This window comes from Legionella sp. 39-23 (assembly GCF_001897665.1).
GTDB classification, from domain to species: domain Bacteria; phylum Pseudomonadota; class Gammaproteobacteria; order Legionellales; family Legionellaceae; genus Legionella; species Legionella steelei.
Map to the genome: position 1 here is coordinate 40,276 of NZ_MKTO01000006.1, position 22,702 is coordinate 62,977.

The following is a 22,702-nucleotide window of genomic DNA, read 5'->3' on the forward strand; positions in this document are numbered from 1 at the left end:
CACGAAACACTCAAGACTTAAAACATCCAACTTTGCCGGCAAGTGTTAAAAATCAAATAGAATCATTGTTTGTAGTCTCATTGTGTTAGGATGTAGTTACAAGTTCTTTGATTTATGTCAAGATTCTCTCGACACTAAATGTATTAAATAAATACGTAACTCTTTTTAAGTTTATGGATTGACTGATGATGAAATACTTAAGGAATATAGTTGTTACATTACTGTTGATAGTTTATCAAAGTGCTTTTTCAGCAGGTGGCCTGTTTTTTAATGTTTCGGCAACGGGTGAACCCGAAAATCTCAATATTACTCTATGTTTGAACGGTAAAGGACCTATATCCTGTCAGAATTATAATGTTTCTGCCTTAACATTAATTATATTTACGACAATACCCAATCACTCCTATCCATTTGCTGGGATTAAAATTAATACCCCAGGTTATGTGTTGTCTGGTTGTACAGCAATCAATAATGGTTATTGTCTATTCACAGTAAGCGATAAAACTGCGGCAAATATTGAGATAAAGCAGAACAATAATGCCCCATGGTATCCCTCTTTAGAAGCGTTTGAGCATTATAATTCTGGCCGTTCTCATGTATTTTCACAGGCCCGCTTTGGTGGTTCAATGAATGGAAATAATGTAGTCAATACCATCAATTCCGCCACAAACTATCCTTCTGGATATAACATGTCTTATCTTAATTCCAATTATGCTTTCATCTATGGTGGCGGTTATGGTGATGTCCCTGGCTCGATTGGTGCCTATGTAGCTCGAGTAAATCCCGCCACACTTCAACCTATTTGGTATAATCAGTTAATTAATACCTATGAAAATGGAGAATGGGATTATCCCGGTTCCTTAGGCATTTTAAATGATGGATATCTTTATGTAAGCTACGGTTACCGATTAGCAAAACTTAATCCGGAAACGGGACAAGTCATTACAACATTAGTACTTCCGACTGGACATGGACTTCCTAAAAACACTTCATTCAATGGTTTCAATGCTACGGCAGATGGAACTATTATCATGAAATCAGTATACCGCCAAGCAGGTTGTACTGTTCAAGGTCCTGACGCTTTATTGCACTGCCCAGATCCAACGGATGTGCCACCTTCGATTTTAATTTCAGTTAACCCAAAAACCATGCGCGTAATTGATAACATCACTCTGCCAGCCCCTGTAGGTGCAAGACCAACGGTGACTCAATATAAGAATAAAAATTATGTTTATTTACTTGAAGCGACAACAGCTATTCGCTATATAGTAGAAAATGGTATCTTAATCCAAGATAATTCATGGAATCCTGGCACAATCACATTGCCCGGCCAAACGCTGTGTACTTCGTTTGTGGTGATAAATGATTGGGTCGTAGCACAAACTAATACGCTCCCTTCAGCAACAGCACTGAGTGTAATTAGCATTAACCAAAATAATGCAGCGAATCAGTTTTCTATTCAGCCATTTTTAGGAGATTCTATCCCATTGGAGATTAGAGAAGCATTTTCTACTGCTACTGCGGATATGGGACAAGCGATAAGCTGGGCACCTATGTCTGTTTCTGGTGATCCTACTACTAACTTGATTTACGCAAGTGATTCTTTACCAGGAAAAATTGCTGCCATTAAAATTTCTGAAAGCGGGTTAAATATAATTTGGACCGCTAATCAAAGAACCACTGAATTCACAACCCTTATTAATCCCCAAGAAAGTCGCGTATTGGTTGGCACCGATATTCCTAGTGGAGAAATTCCTGGTAACAATCACAATGATTTCGCAGTGTGGAGAAATGCGCTAACTGGCGTGGAAATCGCGCGCTCACCATTACTTCCGGCAATGACTCAAGGTACTATGATCCAACCGTATTACTTTGGCGCCATGTTTTTCGAAGGACAATCAGGAACGTTGATCAAGCTATCGCCATTATCAGCAAACTCCTCCCAAAAAGGATAAGCAAGCAGACTACGCTGCTCATTCAAGTGTGAGCCGTCACTAGGGGCCCAGTTATTATTGGTGCTACTTTTAGCACCAGTTAAATTTAGTGCGGTGCGTTAGAAGAGGTTTGCTCTTTTTTTTCTGGCTCTTTCTCCAGTTCGCTGCCTTTCGCACTTCTGATACCTTCTTTAAAGTGGGCTATTTCATGTGTATGTGCCATCTGATATGGCTCATAAGATTTATATTTTTCTAACGTCACCGCACTTTTACACCCTATTGCTTGATAACCTTGTGGAGCTGGTACAGGTTCACCTTCGTAGCCTTTGCGTTTTAAAGCAGCGAAAAGGCTATCTGTTGCAGACTGTCCTGCTAATTGAAACATAACACCTGTGTGCCTAACCGTCCTATCTTCTTTCATAGACCCATCTCTGAATTGAGCAGTTCTTCCTTGTATTAAGTCATCTTTTACACTTAATTTTTCTGCCCCATCCTGTATTTCAGTAGTATCATGAGTATAGTGCGCTTTTAAATATGGCTTGAGATCCTTAGGTTCTGTTTCTTTCCAAACCCATTTGTGATGCCCTTTGTCATCTAGATTGGGGACTAATGCCCCATCTTTTTCTGCTATAAGGTCTGGTGCAAGTGTAAAGAATGTTTCTTTATATGCATTTCCTTTTTTCTTTACTACAGATAAAACACCGGTATAACTTGTTTCTCTAATAAACCATCCACCCTCTTTCATGTGTTGCAAAGTCTGGATGAACATGGGTTTCTGTTTGGGATTATTGGGGCTAATGCTCCAAATTATAGGTTTATTAGGCTCTTTTTCTTTAGGTTCATACATGATATTTCCCCAAAACAACTATAATACTCATTTTAGCATATTGGGTACTTTTTGTTTTTCAGTACAGTCCATAATCAGTAAGCCTAGTTGCTCTTTTGGACATGACCTCAAAAGTATCCTAAGATTCGTTAGAGATGTATAAAAATGGCAAATTAAGTTTGAGTTGATAAATAATTCCAGAATCTCTATGGTTTTCGACTAATTAACGAATTAATTATTATTAAATAGATAACACCCATCGAAGCCGCAGTGGTTATTATTTAATAAAATTTCATAAGAATGGGTTTACGGATTTTTTTAATGAATAATCATGTTCTGGACGCTGAAAAAACACCCTTTTTGAGTTTAAGACAAGAGCTTATTTGTCACACTTTATTAGTATTAATTCCTTTTGTTTTAATATCTATATTAGTAATGCATTTTACTGATAATCATTTTATTTATACTTTAGATGACCCATATATCCATTTGACTCTAGCTAAAAATATTTGGCATGGATTTTATGGCATTAATATAGGTGAAGTATCTGCCCCATCATCAAGTATCCTGTGGCCCTTTTTATTATCACCGTTCTCTATCTTTGGCAGTTATTTTGAATTTGTTCCATTATTTATCAATTTATTATGCCTGGCTGGATTGGTGCATTTATTATTGTTGATTTTTAAAGACATACCGATTAAGTCGCGGGTTTTATTAATTTTTATAATTTTGCTTTCAATTAATGGCTATGGACTTGTTTTTACTGGTATGGAACATAGTTTACAAATTTTCTTAATCGTATTAGGTGTCTACCCTCTATATAAAGAAAAATGGTGCATTCAAACCAGCGCCCCCCCCAATTATCAGATGATTGCTTTGGTGGTATTGCCTATGGTGCGTTATGAAGGTTTAGCGATATCAATTCCTATATTATGTTATCTTTTCTATAAAGGTTATCGCTTAAAGGCTTCTATTGGGCTGATATCGATTTTATTTATTCTCGGTTTGTTTAGTACTTTTTTATATTACCAAGGATTGGGTTTGCTACCCAGCTCAATTACTGCGAAATACATTCCAATCGTTAGTAACTTAAAAGTAAACGTACGGCAATATATTTACTTATTGTTAGTCATCGTAGCCATAGAAATAATTTTATGGAAAAAAGATCCGCAACTTGCTTTAGTTGTTTTTTTTACTAGCATGCTGCATTTTTTATTTGGCCACTTTGGCGGGTTTGGAAGATATGAAGCTTATTTTGTTTTATTTATTGTTATCTTAGCAGTACGCTTGCTAATTGACCTTGATTTGCCAATCTTTCCAACAGTCTTTGCATTACCCGTTATTTGTTATTCTCTCTTCCTCATTAATTTTTTAATCCCTCTTGCATCTGCAAATATTTTCTATCAACAAGTGCAAATGGCTAATATTTTCCGTTTGTTAAATGACCCAGTTGCAGTCAATGACGTGGGTTTAATCTCCTTTCGTAGCCATGGAAAATATGTACTTGACCTTTATGGTTTGGGCTCAACTGCATCGCAAAAAAGTCGTATTGCACAACTCAATCGTGCAAGCTCAGATTGGATAAGTGACTTGATGAGCAAAGAAAATGTTAAATATGCCTTTATCTTTGATCAGTGGTTTCCATACAAACCAAGTTCTTGGATTAAAGTTGGGAAACTCAAAGTAAAGGTTATGCGCGTGGTGACAACCTTTGCTACCGTTACCATGTATGCAGTGGATCCCATTCACGCCCAAAAATTATTTGCCGCACTAAAATCATATGAACCCTATATCAACAAAGATAAAGTTGAACTTATTATCTACTTTGGGGACGAACCGGGTCCGGTCCGCCCCCATCTCAGAAAGAGTGAACTACATTCATGGACACGTTATTAGATAATGTTAAATTGCTAAAGCAGATTATGAAAATTCAACCTGTTTTTGCCAGTGCACACTTTGATCTGCGGGTTTTTATACAACTTGCCGCGAATGAAGTACATAAGATCACCCCGGCGACCGAAACAGTAGTGGAGTTAGTCGAAGGGAGTTTCATGGTTTATAAAGCAGTGACTGGAACCGTTACTGATTATCATGAGCTAAAATTGCCTATTGAAAATAGTATTTCAGGACTCTGTATTCTCACTAATCAAGTGTTAATCTCTCACGATAAAGAATGCATTTTTAGACGCAATAATTTAAAAGGTGCTTAGATGAACATTACGGAAATTCATATTGCGCAATTAACGATTCCATTAATTCGTCCATTTATAACGGCCGTAAGACGCACTGAATGCGTTGAGGATGTGGTCATCATAATTAAAACGGATAGTGGCAATCTAGGTTATGGTTCCGCAGCGTCAACTCCAGCCATCACTGGCGACAATACGGAATCGATTATCAATGCAGTTAAAGCCATTCTGGGGCCACAGTTAATTGGACGCAGTATTTCTGAACTGAATGTATTACTCCAAATGAATAACCAAGCCATCGCAGGTAATACTTCTGCAAAGGCGGCCATTGATATGGCATTGCATGATTTGTTTGCCCAATACTGTGGTTTGCCTCTTTATAAATTGCTGGGAGGGAATACGAACAGTATTAGTTCGTGTATAACTATAAGCGTTAAAGAGATTGATGCAATGGTGCAGGATGCAGTTGAGCTGGTCCATCAAGGACACCAAACCATTAAAATAAAATTAGGCTTAAATCCAATTGAAGACATCCAACGCGTCCAAGCAATTCGCCGCGCAGTAGGCAATTCCATCACCTTACTTGTAGATGCCAATCAAGGATGGTCTTATGATGAAACCTTAAAGGTTATTGATGCTTTGCAACAACAGCATTTGCATATTCCGATGATCGAACAACCCATTAACGCACGGGATCTACCGCACTTAAAGACTATTAGCGAACAAGTTGAATGTCTCATCATTGCCGACGAGGCTTGTTTTTCCCCTGAGGATACACTGAATATTGCCAAAATTAATGCCTGTGATGGTGTCAATATTAAGTTGATGAAATCGGGGGGCCTTGAGAATGCTCAAGCCATTTATCATATTGCTAAAGCCGCACACATGAAAATAATGGTCGGTTGTATGTTGGAATCGCCAATTGGGGTTGCTGCAATAGCCAGTTTTGCTGTAAGTAAGCCAGATATTGCCTACGCAGACCTTGATCCTATTTATTTGATTCGTGACAATTATATTTCTGGTGGGGCACAACGTCTTGGCAATAAAATCATCTTGTCAGACAAACCAGGCTTAGGAATTGAAGGCATTGCCCAGGGATTAAATAAGATTGGAGTGATCCATTAATGTCTTTTTACATGCAGTTAGCCAGTTTAGTCATTATTGTTCTTTATGTCGTGATGTTATTTCGCAATGTTGATCCTTTAATCGCGACGGCACTCTGTGTTGGCCTAGGCTATTTGTGGAATCTAAGCAGCCCCATTGCCATCGGCAATTCTATGGCTGCAGCTTTAGGCTCATTCATGGCCTTAGTTGGTTTTATTATCATGTTAGGCCATGGCTTAGGTGAGGTCTTAACGCATACCCAAGTCAGTCATACTTTGGTGCACCAAATTGTTTATGGGATTGGGGTTAATACACAACGACGAGCTAAAATTGGCATAGTACTTTCGTCGTTTGTCATTGTCGGTTTGCTTGGCACCTTGGCTGGAGGATTGGCTATTTTAGCACCTAGCTTACGCCCTATTGCAGGTTCGGTGGGGCTCTCACGCCCAAGTTTGGCGGTGTTAATGCAGGCTTCGGCTGAAGAAGCTTTAATTATTGGGCCTTTTGCGCCGCCTGTAGTGGCTTTACTGGGCATTACCGGCCTAAGTTATCAGTCTGTCCTTTTATATGCATCTCTCCCAGTAGCCATAATTACTTTAATGACTACATGGGTTATGGCTAACCAATTACAGCGACAATATGCACATGAGTCTTGCGAAGACGAGGACACCTCAGAGCCATTTGTTCCCAGTAAACAGCAAAAGCGCGCCACATTACTTTTTTTGCTCTCCTTTATGGCGTGCGTCGTCTATGGTTTATTGACTCAGGCCAAAACCTCCTACGTTATTTTTGTTATGTTATTGCTCGCGCTGCTTACTGGATTAGTGAGTAAATTAAGCTTAAAACAAATTTTTAAATTGTTAGTTGAAGGAATGCGCAAAAGCCTACATCTCTTCTTTTTGTTTATTTTGTTTGATCCTTTTATGGTTTTGATTCATCAGGCAGGGGGATTTAATGCCTTAACCGAACTATTAACCCCATTAATTAATTTAGGTGGCAAACCTGTATTGTCAATGTTAATTGGCTTCACTGGAGCGTTTGGCATGCCAGGCGCTGCTGAAGCAACCATTAAAATGTTACATCAGCTTTTTTCGTCTAGTGTACTGCAGATGCAATTGCCGATGATAACGTTTGCGTTATGCATGATCTTCGCAACCCGTGTTACTAATTATGCCTATCCAGGAGCGAATATGTTTGCAGCCATGGGTTTTGCTGGCAGCGAAAATGTTAAAGCAATGATACAAAACGGACTCGCAGTGAGTGCCGTACAAGTCTTATTTCTCATTATATATAGTTTATTTCTATAATTCTGAGCCGATGTCAGCATAAGAGTAGAGTCTGTTTTTTTATATTTTTAGTCCGAATACAAGCTCTTCAGGCTCCGCCAATGCTTCTACCCGAGCATATGAGACGTGACGCGCAGGCCCATGCAAAACATCGACTCCGCCTTGCTGATAAGGCGCATCCGAATAACTGGCAGTCCAGGCATTATGTGCAGCTACAGCCAATGCTTCTTTACTATACTGATTATAAGGATGTTTTCCAGGGTGCTGGAAGTGCACGCGTTGTGGATATCCTGGGTCACTAGAATACAGCGTTGCATCTGACTTAGGGCCTCCCGCCGCATCCGCGTCTTCGATTTGCAAATGTCCATTACGGATATAACAAATATAGTTAAGTGCCATGTTTATTCTCCTATTATGGGTGAATATCGCAATTTACTAAATTTAAAAAGAAATTATCCATTATTGCGACACATCTAAATTCAGAAATCCTCTAGATCTGACCACAGATCTTTTGAATGATGATTCGTCAACAGTTTAAGCTCTTGTTATACTCTTTCGCATAAAATATGCAACAGGATTTAGCACGCGTAGGCAGGGCTAAACGAAGTGCAGCCCAACAAAAAGAACTCATACTCTCTTAAGCGTCAACAAAGTAATTTCAGAAGGAACGCCAAAGCGATTAGCTGGTCCCCAATAACCAGTTCCAGGGTTTACGTAGAGCTGTAAATTCCCATGTTGGTTGGCTCTACGATAATATTTATACGCCAAAGGAAGTAATAAATTAAATGGGAAAAACTGCCCAGCATGAGTATGTCCAGAAAGTTGCAGATTAACACCTAATTTTTCCGCCTCAAAACACACATCAGGCCTATGCGCTAATAGTATTTTAAATTGCGTTATCTCATCAGATTGCAGTGCTTTCTCGATGTTCGGTTTATGGCTGTGATGAAAGTGACCACCAATATGATCAGTAACACCTGCAATCAATATATTAATACCATTCGCATGAATCACTTTATGCTCATTAATTAATGGCTGAAACCCTAATTGCTTTACTTTATCCAGCCAACCCTCTATTCCCCAATAGTATTCATGATTACCCGTCACATAATAGATGCCATGACGTGCTTCAAGCCGGGCCAAAGGCTCCAGGTGTTGCTCAATTGATTCAGCTGTTGCATCGGCAAGATCACCGGTAACCACAATAAAATCAGGGTTGGCGGCATTAGCCAGCTTCACAACGCGATCAACATAAAATTGGCGAATAGTAGGACCAACATGCAAGTCACTGATTTGAATAATGGTCATGTCATCTAATTCTTGAGGTACATTGTTCGTAGAAATAGTAATCTTTTTTACCTTCGGTCCTCCAAGCGCCCCCAAGAAGCCTATTCCTGCAAAACAAGCGGATAAGATTAAAAGAAAATAATTGATTTTCTGATGCACAGTAACCAGAGCTACAGGATTGTGGGCAGAGGAATTAAAAATCATCTGCACGACATAATTTCCGAGAAAAATGACATCAAGAGGAATAGATAATAAAATGAACGTAGCCCAAAGCCCCATCATTAAAGTACCAAACCAGATAATTAACCGAAACCAGAGTCGCTCAACCCAATCCGGATGAGCATGATAAACAAATAACCAGCCTATCATCACCAAAAACAGTAAGAGGCTGCATGGCACAATCAATAACTCATGAGCCGGAAAAGTTTGAATCGCCTTATAGTAGGTATAGCTCCAAAGACTCGCAATTATTAAAAAAAATCTCATTCTTTTCATCCTTAACCTCAGGGTATAAACCACTCATTTTTAAAACTCAGCAAGGTGGCAACTGTCTTGAATTAAAAATTTAAGGCAGTTGCTACGCTTGCTGGTAGTCAAAAAGTAGCCAGGATAAAGCAAAGCCATAACCAGGTTGCAGATAAAAAAATCAGGCTCTGCTCCCCGGGTTCGGCTCGCTTTACCCAGGCTACAATTTAGTAAGTTGAGCGAAACAGTGCAGCCCAACAAACAGTTTTTTTTATTATCATGATTACATTCCCTTTGTTTAAAAGATAAATACCATAGGGTAAGTGTAGTAGTATTTTGTCTTCAGGTAACAACAAGCGTAGGCTGGGCTGAAAGCCCAGCACAGGTGTGTATCATTTCTTAGTTGAGCTTTGCAGTTCTCTCTAAAGTAGGAGCTCCATTTTTAATTTGGTATGTATTCAATATCTTTTGCCAGAAGAATATTAGATAAAGGCTGCTTATCACTAAAAAAATCAGGGATAACATTTTTAATAATAACCCCACGTTGAGTGTCATTGGTGTTTTGCGATAATAGCCATAAGCACCAATTAGGCCACAACTACTCCCTAATAATGCGCCGGCCACCACATCGGCTAACCAGTGAGCATCTAATAAGATGCGTGCACTCACTACCGCTATGAGTATCACAATAAAAAGAATCAGCGTTATTTTCTGTTTTGCAGAAGAAAAATAAGGAGTAATCAGCGCATATAAAAAAACCAGATAAGCACTACAAAGAGTTACATGTCCGCTTGGGAAGGAAAAATTTTTAAGTACTGCCGTCATAGCACCAGGGCGAGGAGAGGCGATAACGATTTTGAAAACAAAAGCTAAGATTGCTGCAAGAGCAATAACCCCAAACAGATATAATGCCAATCGCGTTTTTTGTTGATAAATCAGCCAGGCACTGTTTATTGCAAACACAGGGATAATGACTTTCTTATCTCCTAAAAGACAGATGAAGATAGCAACTAAATCCAGAAAAGAAGTTCGCAGTTGATGAGCGAATTGATAAGTTGCTGTATTAATAAAAAAAATAGACCCTTGCCATTTAATGATAAGTGCTAATAACAAAAATCCTACACTGCATATAAAAAAGAGAATAAGACGTCGAGCTTGCTTACGTTGCATTGCTAATAAATTGAATGATGACTCCATTATTTTCCTATAAAAGATTAAAAGACAATTTGCGTTACATAGCGAGTATGTCAATCCCAGGTGCATCTTTATCAGTAAATCACCTTGCTGACTCTATTGTTTTCTACCATAAAGATATTATGAATAGTTGAATAGCTCAATAGCAAGGTGGCGCGGTTGCAAGCAAGCGTAAGCGGATCCCTGGGCGATACATGGGCCCGACCTACACATGCAACTTCGAACAGGTTCTATACAGAATAAGCCGCACGATGAGAATAAGAAACTTCATCATCAGCAATCGGCACTTCATAGCCTTTTTCTAGTGCATGGCGGCGCAGTACAATTGCATTATGAATTGCTTCCGTTATTTGTTTGGTGCTATGCACTAAGCCTGGTCTTTGTTGACGCATATTATTAAGTATCTCTAGTATGCGCTCGGTAATTACATCAGGGTCATCGCTTGAAAAAATAGCTGAATAATTCTTTAAGATTTCCATAGTGAGAATGAGGTGACCAGTTCGACCATGGCCGTGTTTACAGTGGACAAAGACAGGATGTTCGACTGAAATCTTAAAAATCTTCCACAGTATCTCTTTTTTCTGATCATTTGGATCAATATTTAAATCAATGTAACTCCCGTCTTTTAATTCAATCCCAATTACCCCTACACGTTGATTATTTCCTTCAGTGCTCACTGTGATTTCAGATTCAGTAAATATATTGGGTTTTGACTCCTCATGTCCATGATGAAAAACATAACTACCGCCGAGATGTTTCCTCGTAACATGATAAGGTCCAACATCATAACTCTTTTTTTTCATGTAATAATTTAAAAAATCAACACCTGCAGGACAAGTATCTAATTCAGAGACACGATTACCTATTGCGATGATGTATGCTATAGGTGGGTCGCGGAATAGAGTGTCTTTAAAGAAACGAATCAAATCATCTGCATTTTTGGGACCAGCTGTAGCAGAAAAATTAGTGTTAGGAATGCTATTTGAAGGGCGAATAAACGATTTGTCCTTAATTCTTGCATGCTCTTTGGCGTAAATTGGACCTTTAATAAAACGTTTTTTTACTGTCCTGATTACTTGAGCAATAATTTCAGGGGAAGGTCCTACTTCTTGTTTAACCGTTGGTTTTTTATTTTTCGATAAATTTCGTTTGATTTCATGTAGAAAAAACATTTCTATCTCCCTAGAGAAAAAGTAATTATTTCATAAACAGAATGTATCATAGACATATATTTTCTATTAATCGAGAGCTTAAGCGTTTTATATAATTATTAAAAATCAATGTGTTAACACGTAGGTTGAGTACACCCAACAAAACTCACTCATCAGCGAGACAAGAATTGCAATTTATTTACAATAGTTGATTGTGACAATTACATAGTTGAGGCTAATTTATTGATAAATTATGCTATTGCATCTAGATTTAAGAATAATCGAAACAATAATTAGTGTTAGGGAATCAAAATTGTTGTGTGAGTTCAAATTCAAGGAGGAAACCTATGTCGCTGTTAATCAATTACATGAAGACGTTCCGCTTCCTCTTAAGACGGAATGACTTGAGTTCTTTTGTCCAAGAGCACGACCGCCTATTCTCTCTTGCGAAGCAAACTCATAATCATACGGTCGTTGCCTCCCATTATTATGACCTTATGGCGGAAGTGATTGAGATCGCTTACGGCACCAGTTGGGTTTTTTATCCGCCCGATCATGTAGGACAATCACGCGAGGAGACCATTTCCAACTTGCATAAGCAGATCAATTCAGCGCTCTGCCTTTTACCCGGAAAAACAGCGCTTGATATGGGCTGCGGTCTTGGTGGCGCAGCACGTGATATTGCCCGGATTTCCCAGGGAAAAGTGCTTGGGGTCACATTGTCTCAGGCCGAAGTAGATCGAGCGAACGCCCTCAATCGCGAACAAAATCTGGACCACTTGTGCGAAGTCACACAGGGGGACTATACACAAAATTTGCCGTTTCCTGATAATTCCCTGGCCTCGGCTTACAGCATTTACTCACTTAAATACATTTCCAATGACTTGCTGCCCAAAGTATTTGGACACGTCCATCGTGTCATGGAGCCGAATGCAAGATACGTAGTCTATGACGCAGTTCTGACATCTAAATACGATGCAAATAATCCACAACATCGCGCTCTGGTTGAGCGGATTGAGTTTGTGACTGGTATGCCGCCCCTGCACTCGAGTGAAGATCTGATAAATGCAGCCCGCAGCGTCGGCCTAAGCCTACTTTCTGAAACAGAAATTTCAAAAGAGCTTGGGTGGAGCTATTTCTTTACCGAAAACAAGCTGCTGGCTGGTACGCTTCGCTCTCGGGCAGTAGGGAACGCGATTTCAGGCCTTGAAACAGCTCGTCTGTTTCCAAAGGGCTTTTCAGAGTTTTACAATATTTTCATTGCAGGGACGGTGAACGCCCTGGTCGATGCGGACCGCTTAGGCATCGTGTCATTCTCTCGGTTGTTCGTCTTTGGCAAGACCGACTCCTGATGTTTTTAAAAAGGGCTGGATATAACTAAATATAAGTTAAAAATCATGAAAATATTAGTCACTGGAGCTAGTGGACACATTGGAAATAACCTCATTGCTGAGCTTATTAAAAAGCAATATGATGTCCGAATACTTGTGCGCAGTGAAATACCCAAATATCTCTCTCATTTTCCTTTGGAGGTATGCAAGGGAGATATTTTACATCAGGAGTCGTTGTATGACGCGACTCACAATATCGATACAGTTTTTCATTTAGCCGCAAAAATTTCTATTACCAATCGAGAAGCAGACGATGTCCGTAAAACAAACATCCAGGGCACCCAAAATGTGATCAATGCTTGTCTTAAAAATCAAGTCAACAAGCTCGTTCATTTTAGTTCCATCCACGCCCTCACTCAAAGTTCTAAAAAATCCAATACGCCTCACATTTTAAATGAAGATTGCCCGCTTGCTTTAGAATCCGTGAATATTTACGATCAATCTAAAGCCTATGCTGAAAAAATAGTGCTTGATAGTTGTGAGCAAGGATTAAATGCGGTGGTGGTTAATCCCACAGGAACAATTGGTCCCAATGACTATAAATTGTCCCTCATGGGAACAGCAATAATTAAAATATACAAAGGACACATCCCTATTCTGGTTCGAGGAGGATATAATTTTGTTGACGTTCGTGACGTGGTTCAAGGGGCGATAGCCGCTGCTGAAAAAGGCAAATCTGGAGCGCGCTATATTTTAGGTGGCCACGACATAAACATGCATCATTTGCTCAGGTTGATAGCCATTGTAAAACAAAAAAAAATGACTCGTTTGTTTCTTCCCCCAAGCATGCTTTCCTGTGTGGTACCCCTCATGGAGTTTTTTTCTAAAATCACAAATACAGAACCGCTCTTTACAAAATACTCAATTGAGACGTTGATGTATCCACCCAAAGTGGATTGTACGAAAGCGGAAAATGAATTGGGGTACAAGAAAACTGAAATCGAGACAACGATCCATGATACGCTTCATTGGCTTTCACAGTCTGGCAAGATTAAAATATGACTCAAAACAATCTCACTTTATTTCTTTATTTCTGGAATGCTATAGCCATTATGGTTTTCTTCACGCTCTTTTTCAAACGAGCGCCTTATGGACGTTATGAGCAAGGGAATAAATCTCTTAAAATCCCAGCGAATGTTTCTTGGTGTTTGATGGAATTGCCATCTGTGATCACATTTTTGCTTATTTTTCTAATGGCCAAACCATCTGCTTATACCTGGGTATTTTTTGCAATGTGGCAACTCCATTATGTCTATCGCTCATTAATCTATCCGTTTCGCCTGAAAAATGCGAAACAGGTTCCAATTTTTATCACGATATCCGCCACGTTTTTTACGACAGTGAATGGTTTTGTAAATGCCTATTGGCTGACTCATTTTCAAGAAATTACATTTTCAACATTGCAAACGCAACACTTTATCGTTGGTTTGATACTTTTTGTTTCAGGATTTGTAATCAATGTAAATTCGGACAACATTTTGTTTGCGATTAATAAAAATAAAAAGCCCGGAGTTTACAAAATACCCTACGGCGGCATGTTTCGTTTTTTGAGTAGCCCAAATTATTTTGGTGAAATTCTCGAATGGATTGGTTGGGGAGTGGCGACTTGGTCAATTGCCGGTTTTTCTTTTACTTTGTGGACAATAGCCAATTTAGCTCCTCGAGCGCTCGCCCATCATCGGTGGTATCGCGCACAGTTTTCCAATTATCCTAAGGAAAGAAAAGCGCTCATTCCGTTTCTTTATTGAAAAACTTCATAAACGCTTAGTTATAAAGCGAGACAATAAATTTTAGAATTTCTATCAGGAAAAGAATATCCATTAGGCAGATTTTGGTCGTCATTGACGAGTTCGAAACCATTTTTTTCATAAAACCGGTGCGAGGCTACCGCCACTCCTGGTGTATCAAGAAAAATATTTTTAAGATTTAAATTTTTTGCTTGCAGAAGAAATTGATGGAAAAGTAGCATTGCAACACTAGGATAGGTTCCACGAAGTTCTTTTTTAACAAAAAACTTTCTCATAATACCCGTCTCAGTATTCAGTTTTTGCAGTCCAATTGAGCCGACAATTGCAGATCCTGCTCTCGCAATCCAAAACCCACCACCAGAATAAAAGCTTAAGGGGGCAAAAAGGTCCGGTTGTTCTTCGGCCTTAAGGTTCAACTTGAATTCATTATTTTGGATATCGATAGCAAAACTACGAAGTTCAGCTTCTTCATCCTGAGCAAGAGGAGCAATAAAAATTTCAGACACAATGAATCTTAATAAAGCGAATAGAGTAAGCACTATTATTAATAAAATAATCGAAAACACAAGGGACAAGCCTTTTCCAGAATATTATTCATATACCTTTAAATGGTATGCATGGCCTGGTTGCTTGCAACCAGGCTCGCTCACTGAAGATTCGCATGTCCAAACAATGAAACTTAATCGCTTCAACTTGATTAATTCTTGATATTTAATTCCACTTAAACTAAGTTAATCTCAAAAAATGAAGCCGAATTAACAGATACATTGTGTTCATCAGCAGCAATAAAGGAGTGGGGGATGAGAAAACAACTATTATGCAAAAGAACACTAGTTGCACTATGTATGCTACTTTGCAATACCTTAGTCTATAGTGGCTCACCTTTGCAGACAACTGCGCATATATCTCCTAAGCTCGTGAACATAACCGCCAACAGTACTGCAAAGAACTCATTGATTTCTATGAAAAAACGACAATGCCATCAATCCAATAGCTCAAAAATTACAAAAAAACCTAATCTCTTTGTGATGAGTTTAAACGTGTTAGCACCATGCTGGGCGAGTCCTGATTTTTATTCACCCGCCATAGCTCCTTACTTAGATACTAAGGCGCGCAGACAACAAATTATCCATTTTTTAAATAGCATCAGCGATAAAGCAGATATCATAGCGCTTCAAGAGACCACTGCTAATGAATTTAATTATTACAAAGAAGCTTTAGAGAGTAAGTTCTATTCGTTCCAAGCCTATCACGATAAAGATTACTGGTCAGATTGGATTTCACCAGATATCCCATGGGAGCCCAATGGGGTCGCTATTTTTGTAAAAAAATCAACCTTTAGCCAAGTATCTTTTCAAGATTTAGCGTTAACCAATGATGGAAACCATTCGGCCTATTTTGAAGGAGCGCTTTGCAGCACGGGGGAAAAGATACGCGCCGCGTCAATCCATCTTGATACAGCACTTGATAGCAATCGCTATCTTGAATTATCAACCCTCATGACCTTAATGCCCCCGGCCTCTGATGTGTACGATATTATTGCCGGCGATTTCAATTATGGGACTCAGTCAGCTCCCATACAAGAAGTCTTAGTGAATAACCATTTTATAGACGTACTTTATTTTTTAAACAAAGAGGAGTGGACCCATCCTTTTGATAATCAAGGAGATATCAACTCAGGAATTATTGATCATATCATCTCACGCAATCTAACCCCGATTGATGGTCAGGTAATCAGTTCCAATCTTTGGGAATTATATCCAAACGATGAAGACCTGCGTGCTATTGGTAATTTAAAACTCACAGGCTCTGATCATTTTCCTCTTTACACCATATTAAATATGGATAATAACCAGACTCAGAGAAAAAGCTGACTGCTCGGAAAAATGAAGCAAGGGTAGGCTGGTTGCAAGCAGCCAGCCTACCCTTACTGCGAAACAGTGCACACCAGCCTTCGGTTTTATTGGAAATCTGGAGATTAAATTTGGTGGAGGTGGCATATTTTTAACTCATTGATTTATTTATCTTAAACTACTGTGGCTACAATGGTGGGTCACTGATGGGGCAATTTACACCTAACTTAATTATGAAATATTGCCTTTATAGCCGTTTCTCTATTCTCATACTATAATCCTTTGTTTCTCTTAAGATGAAACCAAAAATAAGTAACCCAACAGAAGCCACAAAAGCTAAGGATAAAAATCCAATAAAAAATCCATAGACTGATGTGATGTATCCAGCTACAAGATTACTTATTGATGAACCAACACCGACACATAATCCAAGAACTCCTACTAAAAAATTAAATCGGCCAGTTCCTGCTGCCAAATCGGAAACAATAACAACAGCAACCACTCCAAAAATACCAGCACTAACTCCATCTAATAATTGAATGAACAGCAGATGATAGGAGTTTTTCGTGATTGAAAATAATAAAGCACGTACGATTAGGAAAATAAATGCAAATAAATAAATGGGCTTACGCCCCATTTTGTCTATTATGAATCGCAGACTAAAAGCAACAATCACCATCACAAACTGTGCCAATACAATGCAGCTTGCCATAAAAATTGAATCTCTATTGGGATTAATTTCTGCAAGTTCCTGTCCAACTAAAGGCAGTTGGGCTGCATTGGCGATATGAAACATAATGACCGAGCTAAAAAATATTACTATGGGTTTTGACTTTGTTAATTGTAAAAAACCAATCGGTTTTGCATCTGGCTCCACTGTTGGTAATTCCCTAGCAATGGAATGATCAATTTCGTTTGAATTAATAAATAACAGTGGAATCAAAGCAATGAATGAAAAAATAATGGTTCCATAGACTATCCAAGAATGACCGTATAATTGCGCGACAATACCAATAGCGACCATTGTAAACACCGTGCCCGCATGTGTCAGTGATTCATTAACTGTCACTCGTATAGGAAAATACTCTCTCCCAACCAAACCAAGTGTCACCGCTGTGATTGCAGGAGGAATTAAGCTTGCAGCGATGCCAACCAACGATTGAGCCGCAATGATAGAATAAAATGAAGTTTGCTTTAAAATCACATAGCAACTCATAATAATACAAGCACATGCAAGCCCTATGAGTGTTCGTTTAAAGGGAATTGCATCGACTAAGATGCCACTAGGCATTTGAAAAATGGCACCAGCAAAACCTGCTGCTGCAAGCGCGATACCCACTTGACTTGTACTCCATCCCAAATGAGAACGTAAATAAATAGCAAGAATTGGCCCTATACCGCCTTGAATATCTGAGATAAAAAAAATCATGAAGCTTAACGCTAAGATACTTTGATAAGAGGGTTTATTTTTCATGATTCACCTGCAAAGAAAATAGATATAAATTAAAATATTCATTAAGGTTGGCAAGCAAGCGTAGATTGGGCTACAGCTGGAGCAGCTTGAGGAGTCGTAGCTCTAACTTCAGGAGTAAATACCGGCGATAGGGTATGCTTTAATAAATCACTCATTGAAGATACCGGTACAGCTCTTCGTTCTTTATCATGAACCTCAGACAAATACTTTTGCCGCTCTTCAAAAACGCGATTCCTTATTCGACGAGCTAGATTGATTTCCATCAAAATCGGTAAAAATAAAAAGTTTGGTTTTGGGCACAAAAATTTTCCTTAAAACTTAAAAAAAATCAATATCTTGCCACAGAACTCAATATAACTGAACGATCTTAATCTAATGAAATAACAGAAAAACCCCATCGAAAGATGAAATTATTGCTAAGGAGAGTAAGCGCAGTCTAGTTACTACAGAACCATTAACTCTTTAGGAACGCAGCGAAATTTTTAAGTTAACCCGGACGATTTTCTTGATCGGCAGAAGTGGAAGCCGCAGCACTTTTTGTGCCCTGGGGCTCAGCCTTAAACATACTCGATGCTCGAAGAGTTGAAACAGTCTTTGCACTATCAGCTGTTGCTGACTCTGCCTCATCTTTGCTTATCTTTGGTGGTGTTAACATTTCATCCTCAAATCGAGCTAATGCTTCAGGAAGTTTATTCTTATCAAACTCAGGGCTTAAAATTTCTTTTAAAAATAAATCTATTTTGGCTCTTATTTTGGAAGCTGCTGCCTTTTTCAGCTCCTCTGATATAGGGGGGCTAGGAAACTCTTTAGTCCACATTTTTTGTGTAATAGTTAACAATTTGACGATGGGTTGTAGTTTACTTTTTAATTCCTGAATCTCTTCATTGCCAACAATAACTGTTGCGCCTCGGCGATCCTCGACCACATAAGATTTATTTCTATCTCGTTCAGAATCTCGCTCCTTAGGTAAACCGCACATATTCATTATTTTTATTATTGTTGGCATTGGCATGAACGCTGAGGCAACAGAAAAAGCGGGGGGAACGGGGAGGCTATCGTAAATACATGAAACCGTAGTTTTACAAAATTGGCTTGGGTTGGTAAATTCCGGTGGAACTGCTTTGAGAATAGCATCTTTTGTTTCACGTTTTGCCATTATTGGATTTATTCTTTCTTCAGTGAATTTTTTTAGAAGTTCTGGAATTTCTTTTATTTTTTTATTTTTTGATGCTTCATCGCCACTGCTTGCGGTGAGAAAAATGGAACACACAGTGCTGTATAAATTAGTCTGTCCTGTAATATATAATTTTTCACAAATATCAAGAAAATCACAAATTATTTTATATTTAAACTGTATATTTTCACGTGACTCAGAACCGATACTAATACGTAAGAAATTTCCGATATTACAACACACGCTATTTGAGAAGCCATAACCATCTCTAAGAGGTATGCCTAAAGCAGGTAATACTATACTGAGCATATCTCTTTTAACAGTAGGCCCATAGGTCAAGCTGCCTCCTGGTTTAGGAGTAAAATCTATATAAAGAAATCCCCAAATGTCCTGAATATTATGGCTGGTCTCTCGAGTAAATGGAGAATAAATCCTACCAATATGAGATATATTGGGAACTAAATTTTTATGAATGTAATAAGAATTTTGATGTGCGCGGTCAAAGTGTAAATGCATACAGGGGTACGCCTTTTCTAATTGATGACACGTCATTGCGGGTGTTGGATCCGTAGGTTGGAAACTTACATGAGATGATGCGAATGTTGTTTTAAGGCCAGGAAAATGATCTTTATTATAAATTGCACTGGCAACGCCACATGATAGCCTGTCTAACCCCATTCCTGCATGTTTATTAAAACTATGCGCCGTTAAAATAGCGAGCTTTCCAGAATTAATTTCTTCTTGAAATTGATGAAGTAACAATGGCATATGAATATGTTTCAATGCGGTCATTGTGGTGTCAAGAACAACGGTGAGTGGCTCTTCTTTATATTCTCGTGGTTTGAAGCCTTCCTTTGTTGTGATTTCAAAAACTGCATCTTTTTGCTCTTGAGTAAGTATTGCGTCGCCACTAAGTGCTGCTTCTGCAAGCTGAGACCGAATGCTTGTATCAATACCTTTTTTCAAAGAGTCTAATGATATTGTTTTGAGTTCGCTCTCTTGCCTTACATAGCAAACCAATTTTCCTTCTTTTATCGCCAGATATAATTTTCTTTTATCCATTGTAAGAACATTCGGTTTTTCATCGGGCATCAGACCTGAGAAATCCAGAGTATATCCTTCCCTCTCTGCTTTGCCTTTCAGTTCTTTTCTGATTTCCATTTGTTTTTGAATGGATGCAATGATGTCTGTTCCGGCATAATGAGTAGGGGCTGTTTGGCTATCTGCTGACACATTCTGGCCAAAACCATCAATAATTACATTAACCTTTTCTTTAAAATCAGTAGCCTGTTTTGTTATCGCCGTAATGATTTCCATTTCATCGCGCGATAATGTTTTTGCAACCCCTTTGGGATCCATGAGACTATCAATTTTTGTCATGTCATCACAGCGAATTTCCTCACATTTTTTGTCAGTTTTATTAATATAAAAAAGTTTATCACCCGTACGTACGTATGCTTCATTAGAGTGAGTAGGTAATGCTTGGAGTGTCTCCACCGTAGGTGGTGTCTCCCTTCTCATGAGGTCACAACCCACTGGTGATACTTTCAGTGTTCCATTTTCTAATGTGAGAACAACACTTTCATAGTCTTTGATATTCAAACCTTCCGGACGAATAACAGGAAATAAGTTTCTAATAAAAATATCGAGCTCAAAATAAACTCTTCGATTTAAATAAATTTTTTCATGTTCTTTCATTTGTTTTATTGATGTCATTATCATCTGCGTTAGAGCCCCCATTCCTGAGGTTGATAAAAAAACATCTTCGAGAGGTACCTGAGCAGTTGGAAATGCAGGTCTTACCGCCCCCTCTTTTACTCGCTCAGCAATACAAAAAATATCTTTTAAATAGTCAGATAAATGATGCTTAATTGATGCTTCATCATAAGTTTTAGTTAAAGAAAGAATTAAATTAACTTCTTCATATGCAGATTCTATCGCTACATGAAAATCATCTCGAAATGGATCAGCAACATCTTTGCCTTTTATTCGGCTCACAGATGTATTCAATGCATAGGCCAATCGCATCCATGTTGTTCTTAATAACTCATTTTCAAGCGGTGATCTGCGGGCATCGTCCTCTAATCTCAGATCGCGTATACCTGTCATAGTAACCACAGTGTGCAATTCTTTTTGAGATAAAAGTTTTGGAATAGTTGACGGATGTAGATACGCATCAAACTGTTTTAATAGTTCGCCTTTTACCTCTAATTCCTGACATTTTTTTTCTAATTTATTTACATAATAAAGTTTGCCACCATATCTAATAAAACCGGCATTAGCTTTAATGGGTAATTCATTTAGATTTTCTCGGTTAGGTTCTAATAATGAAGCGCTTACTTCATATGAAGAATCGAATACGAGCAGGGAGTTAATAATTTTATATTGAAATGCTGCGCTTTCATCACCTTGTGCTGTAAGCTTTTTTTCCATTTTATCTAAAAGAGAATAGACATAATCTTTAACTTCACTCAACGTGCTCCGATCACGTTCATCTATTGCAGATACTTTTGGTGCGCCCGTTGATGGCCTAGCATCCGATAAAACAGAAAAACGCGCATCCTTTCCAGCATAGATTCCTCCCGTAAATAATAACTGATCTAACCTATATGAGATCAGCTCTTGGAGTAGACCAGTAGACTTTATTCTTTGATGGAGTTTGTCATCTAAACGCGCTCCTTCAATGCGGTTGATACGCTCAAATTGAATTGAACTTTTTTCGGGCCAATGAAGATCTTCGGTTAAACTACTATCAATTTCAGCATATGAAAATGATGTATTCAGAGGAGAACAAAGGTATATTTTATCATTTTTTTTAATTAAAAATGGCTCTGTTGCACGACCATTATTGAATGCAAAAACAGCCAATTTATTTTTGAAATTGGCATCATTGATGTCCACATCATTATCTATGGTTAACAAGTTGAACGTATGAAAATTATAATAATCATCCAAAACAATAAAGTTCCTGCCGTCTAAGCCTTCTACTATTTTTACTTTACTTGCTAAGACGTCTTTTTTTCCTGTTTCCCCTTCGAGCGATCTCAGTATTTCAAAAGGTATTTTGGCCATTTCTAGAGCCATAGTTAATACCTTAAGATTATCCGTCACCGGAAGCACTTTTTTTCCATACTTGCTACTTATGTGCAACCTCACCTCTTCAATGACAGAACCTGTTCTGCCTTCTCTTTCATAAACAAATCTTTTTGAGCGTGGGGAGTTGGAAAATCCTGTCAGTGACTTTGAAAGCTGATATTGTTTTAGTACATAGTGATTTCTTTCATTTTCTTCTTTTTGGGCTTTAAGTTTAGCTATGGTTTCTTCCATATTCTGGCTGCGTAATGCAAATAAAGAACTGATGGGGGCGTCTTCGGGTAAAAAACCAATGTCCAGAGACAAATCAGCAGATAACTCACTCGATTTTGCTGTAGATCCAGATGAAGGTACTGGGACTGATTCAGGTATTGGTGAAGGGGTAGACATATAATCATTCCAACATGTTCATATTGTTTTATATATTATAGGCCATAGCTGCCCTTCTATTGCTCATCAAGAACCTATAAACCACTTATTGACTCACCATTGCCCAATAATGCACTGGACTGCTAGTACTTCTCTTAATTTGG

General features: G+C 38.5%; 18 protein-coding genes. 9 read left to right on the top strand and 9 right to left on the bottom strand.

The annotated features are described in order from the left end of the window. The first annotated feature begins 185 nt into the window (after positions 1–185). A complete protein-coding gene (locus BGO44_RS02840) occupies positions 186–1,955 on the top strand; it encodes an SMP-30/gluconolactonase/LRE family protein (RefSeq protein WP_273198152.1) in 1,770 nt (589 codons plus the stop codon). An 85-nt stretch (positions 1,956–2,040) separates the two neighbouring features. Here the strand turns inward: BGO44_RS02840 and BGO44_RS02845 are convergent, their stop codons facing one another. Then, entirely contained in the window at positions 2,041–2,781 is a 741-nt protein-coding gene (locus tag BGO44_RS02845) for a hypothetical protein (RefSeq protein ID WP_273198150.1), read from the bottom strand. A gap of 300 nt (positions 2,782–3,081) precedes the next feature. Here BGO44_RS02845 and BGO44_RS02850 point away from each other — a divergent pair, with 300 nt between their 5' ends. The 4 genes from BGO44_RS02850 to BGO44_RS02865 are packed head-to-tail and all read left to right on the top strand — an operon-like array spanning position 3,082 to position 7,360. Beyond that, entirely contained in the window at positions 3,082–4,656 is a 1,575-nt protein-coding gene (locus tag BGO44_RS02850; protein ID WP_273198149.1) for a DUF8728 domain-containing protein, read from the top strand. Further along, complete coding sequence (locus BGO44_RS02855) at positions 4,641–4,970, top strand: hypothetical protein (protein WP_273198148.1); 330 nt, start codon at positions 4,641–4,643, stop codon at positions 4,968–4,970. Before BGO44_RS02850 ends, BGO44_RS02855 begins: the two co-directional genes overlap by 16 nt. Then, the gene (locus tag BGO44_RS02860) at positions 4,971–6,074 is read left to right on the top strand and encodes a dipeptide epimerase (protein ID WP_273198147.1); all 1,104 of its coding nucleotides are present in this window, start codon (positions 4,971–4,973) and stop codon (positions 6,072–6,074) included. Then, entirely contained in the window at positions 6,074–7,360 is a 1,287-nt protein-coding gene (locus BGO44_RS02865; protein WP_273198146.1) for a TRAP transporter large permease subunit, read from the top strand. Before BGO44_RS02860 ends, BGO44_RS02865 begins: the two co-directional genes overlap by 1 nt. A gap of 39 nt (positions 7,361–7,399) precedes the next feature. Here the strand turns inward: BGO44_RS02865 and BGO44_RS02870 are convergent, their stop codons facing one another. From BGO44_RS02870 to BGO44_RS02885, 4 genes are all read right to left on the bottom strand, one after another. Then, positions 7,400–7,738 (bottom strand): hypothetical protein, encoded by a 339-nt coding sequence (locus BGO44_RS02870; protein ID WP_273198144.1) that lies wholly within the window; start codon positions 7,736–7,738, stop codon positions 7,400–7,402. A 228-nt stretch (positions 7,739–7,966) separates the two neighbouring features. Beyond that, entirely contained in the window at positions 7,967–9,112 is a 1,146-nt protein-coding gene (locus BGO44_RS02875; RefSeq protein WP_273198143.1) for a metallophosphoesterase, read from the bottom strand. Positions 9,113–9,490: 378 nt separating this feature from the next. After that, positions 9,491–10,288 carry a phosphatase PAP2 family protein gene (locus tag BGO44_RS02880; RefSeq protein WP_058511215.1) on the bottom strand — a complete coding sequence of 266 codons (798 nt, stop codon included), beginning with the start codon at positions 10,286–10,288 and terminating at the stop codon, positions 9,491–9,493. 227 nt (positions 10,289–10,515) lie between these two features. Then, on the bottom strand, positions 10,516–11,457 hold the full coding sequence (locus tag BGO44_RS02885) for a protein-tyrosine phosphatase family protein (RefSeq protein ID WP_273198141.1): 942 nt from the start codon (positions 11,455–11,457) through the stop codon (positions 10,516–10,518). A gap of 326 nt (positions 11,458–11,783) precedes the next feature. On the opposite strand from BGO44_RS02885, the gene BGO44_RS02890 reads away from it, so the two are divergent. From BGO44_RS02890 to BGO44_RS02900, 3 genes are read left to right on the top strand one after another with little or no spacing between them, the layout of a single operon-like run. Next, positions 11,784–12,788, top strand: coding sequence for an SAM-dependent methyltransferase (locus tag BGO44_RS02890; protein ID WP_273198140.1), 1,005 nt, complete (start codon positions 11,784–11,786; stop codon positions 12,786–12,788). A gap of 45 nt (positions 12,789–12,833) precedes the next feature. Further along, complete coding sequence (locus BGO44_RS02895) at positions 12,834–13,829, top strand: NAD-dependent epimerase/dehydratase family protein (RefSeq protein WP_273198139.1); 996 nt, start codon at positions 12,834–12,836, stop codon at positions 13,827–13,829. Beyond that, complete coding sequence (locus BGO44_RS02900; protein ID WP_273198138.1) at positions 13,826–14,575, top strand: methyltransferase; 750 nt, start codon at positions 13,826–13,828, stop codon at positions 14,573–14,575. The genes BGO44_RS02895 and BGO44_RS02900 overlap by 4 nt, the downstream gene beginning before the upstream one ends. A 20-nt stretch (positions 14,576–14,595) precedes the next feature. Here the strand turns inward: BGO44_RS02900 and BGO44_RS02905 are convergent, their stop codons facing one another. Next, entirely contained in the window at positions 14,596–15,081 is a 486-nt protein-coding gene (locus BGO44_RS02905) for a GNAT family N-acetyltransferase (protein WP_273198137.1), read from the bottom strand. A gap of 294 nt (positions 15,082–15,375) precedes the next feature. Between BGO44_RS02905 and BGO44_RS02910 the strand changes: the two genes are divergently transcribed. Then, positions 15,376–16,449 carry an endonuclease/exonuclease/phosphatase family protein gene (locus tag BGO44_RS02910; protein ID WP_273198136.1) on the top strand — a complete coding sequence of 358 codons (1,074 nt, stop codon included), beginning with the start codon at positions 15,376–15,378 and terminating at the stop codon, positions 16,447–16,449. Positions 16,450–16,675: 226 nt separating this feature from the next. On the opposite strand, the gene BGO44_RS02915 is transcribed toward BGO44_RS02910, so the two are convergent. From BGO44_RS02915 to BGO44_RS02925, 3 genes are all read right to left on the bottom strand, one after another. Continuing rightward, on the bottom strand, positions 16,676–17,902 hold the full coding sequence (locus tag BGO44_RS02915) for an MFS transporter (RefSeq protein ID WP_273198135.1): 1,227 nt from the start codon (positions 17,900–17,902) through the stop codon (positions 16,676–16,678). 41 nt (positions 17,903–17,943) lie between these two features. Beyond that, entirely contained in the window at positions 17,944–18,204 is a 261-nt protein-coding gene (locus BGO44_RS02920) for a hypothetical protein (protein WP_273198133.1), read from the bottom strand. A 185-nt stretch (positions 18,205–18,389) separates the two neighbouring features. Beyond that, positions 18,390–22,559, bottom strand: coding sequence for a hypothetical protein (locus BGO44_RS02925; RefSeq protein WP_273198131.1), 4,170 nt, complete (start codon positions 22,557–22,559; stop codon positions 18,390–18,392). Positions 22,560–22,702: the final 143 nt, after the last annotated feature.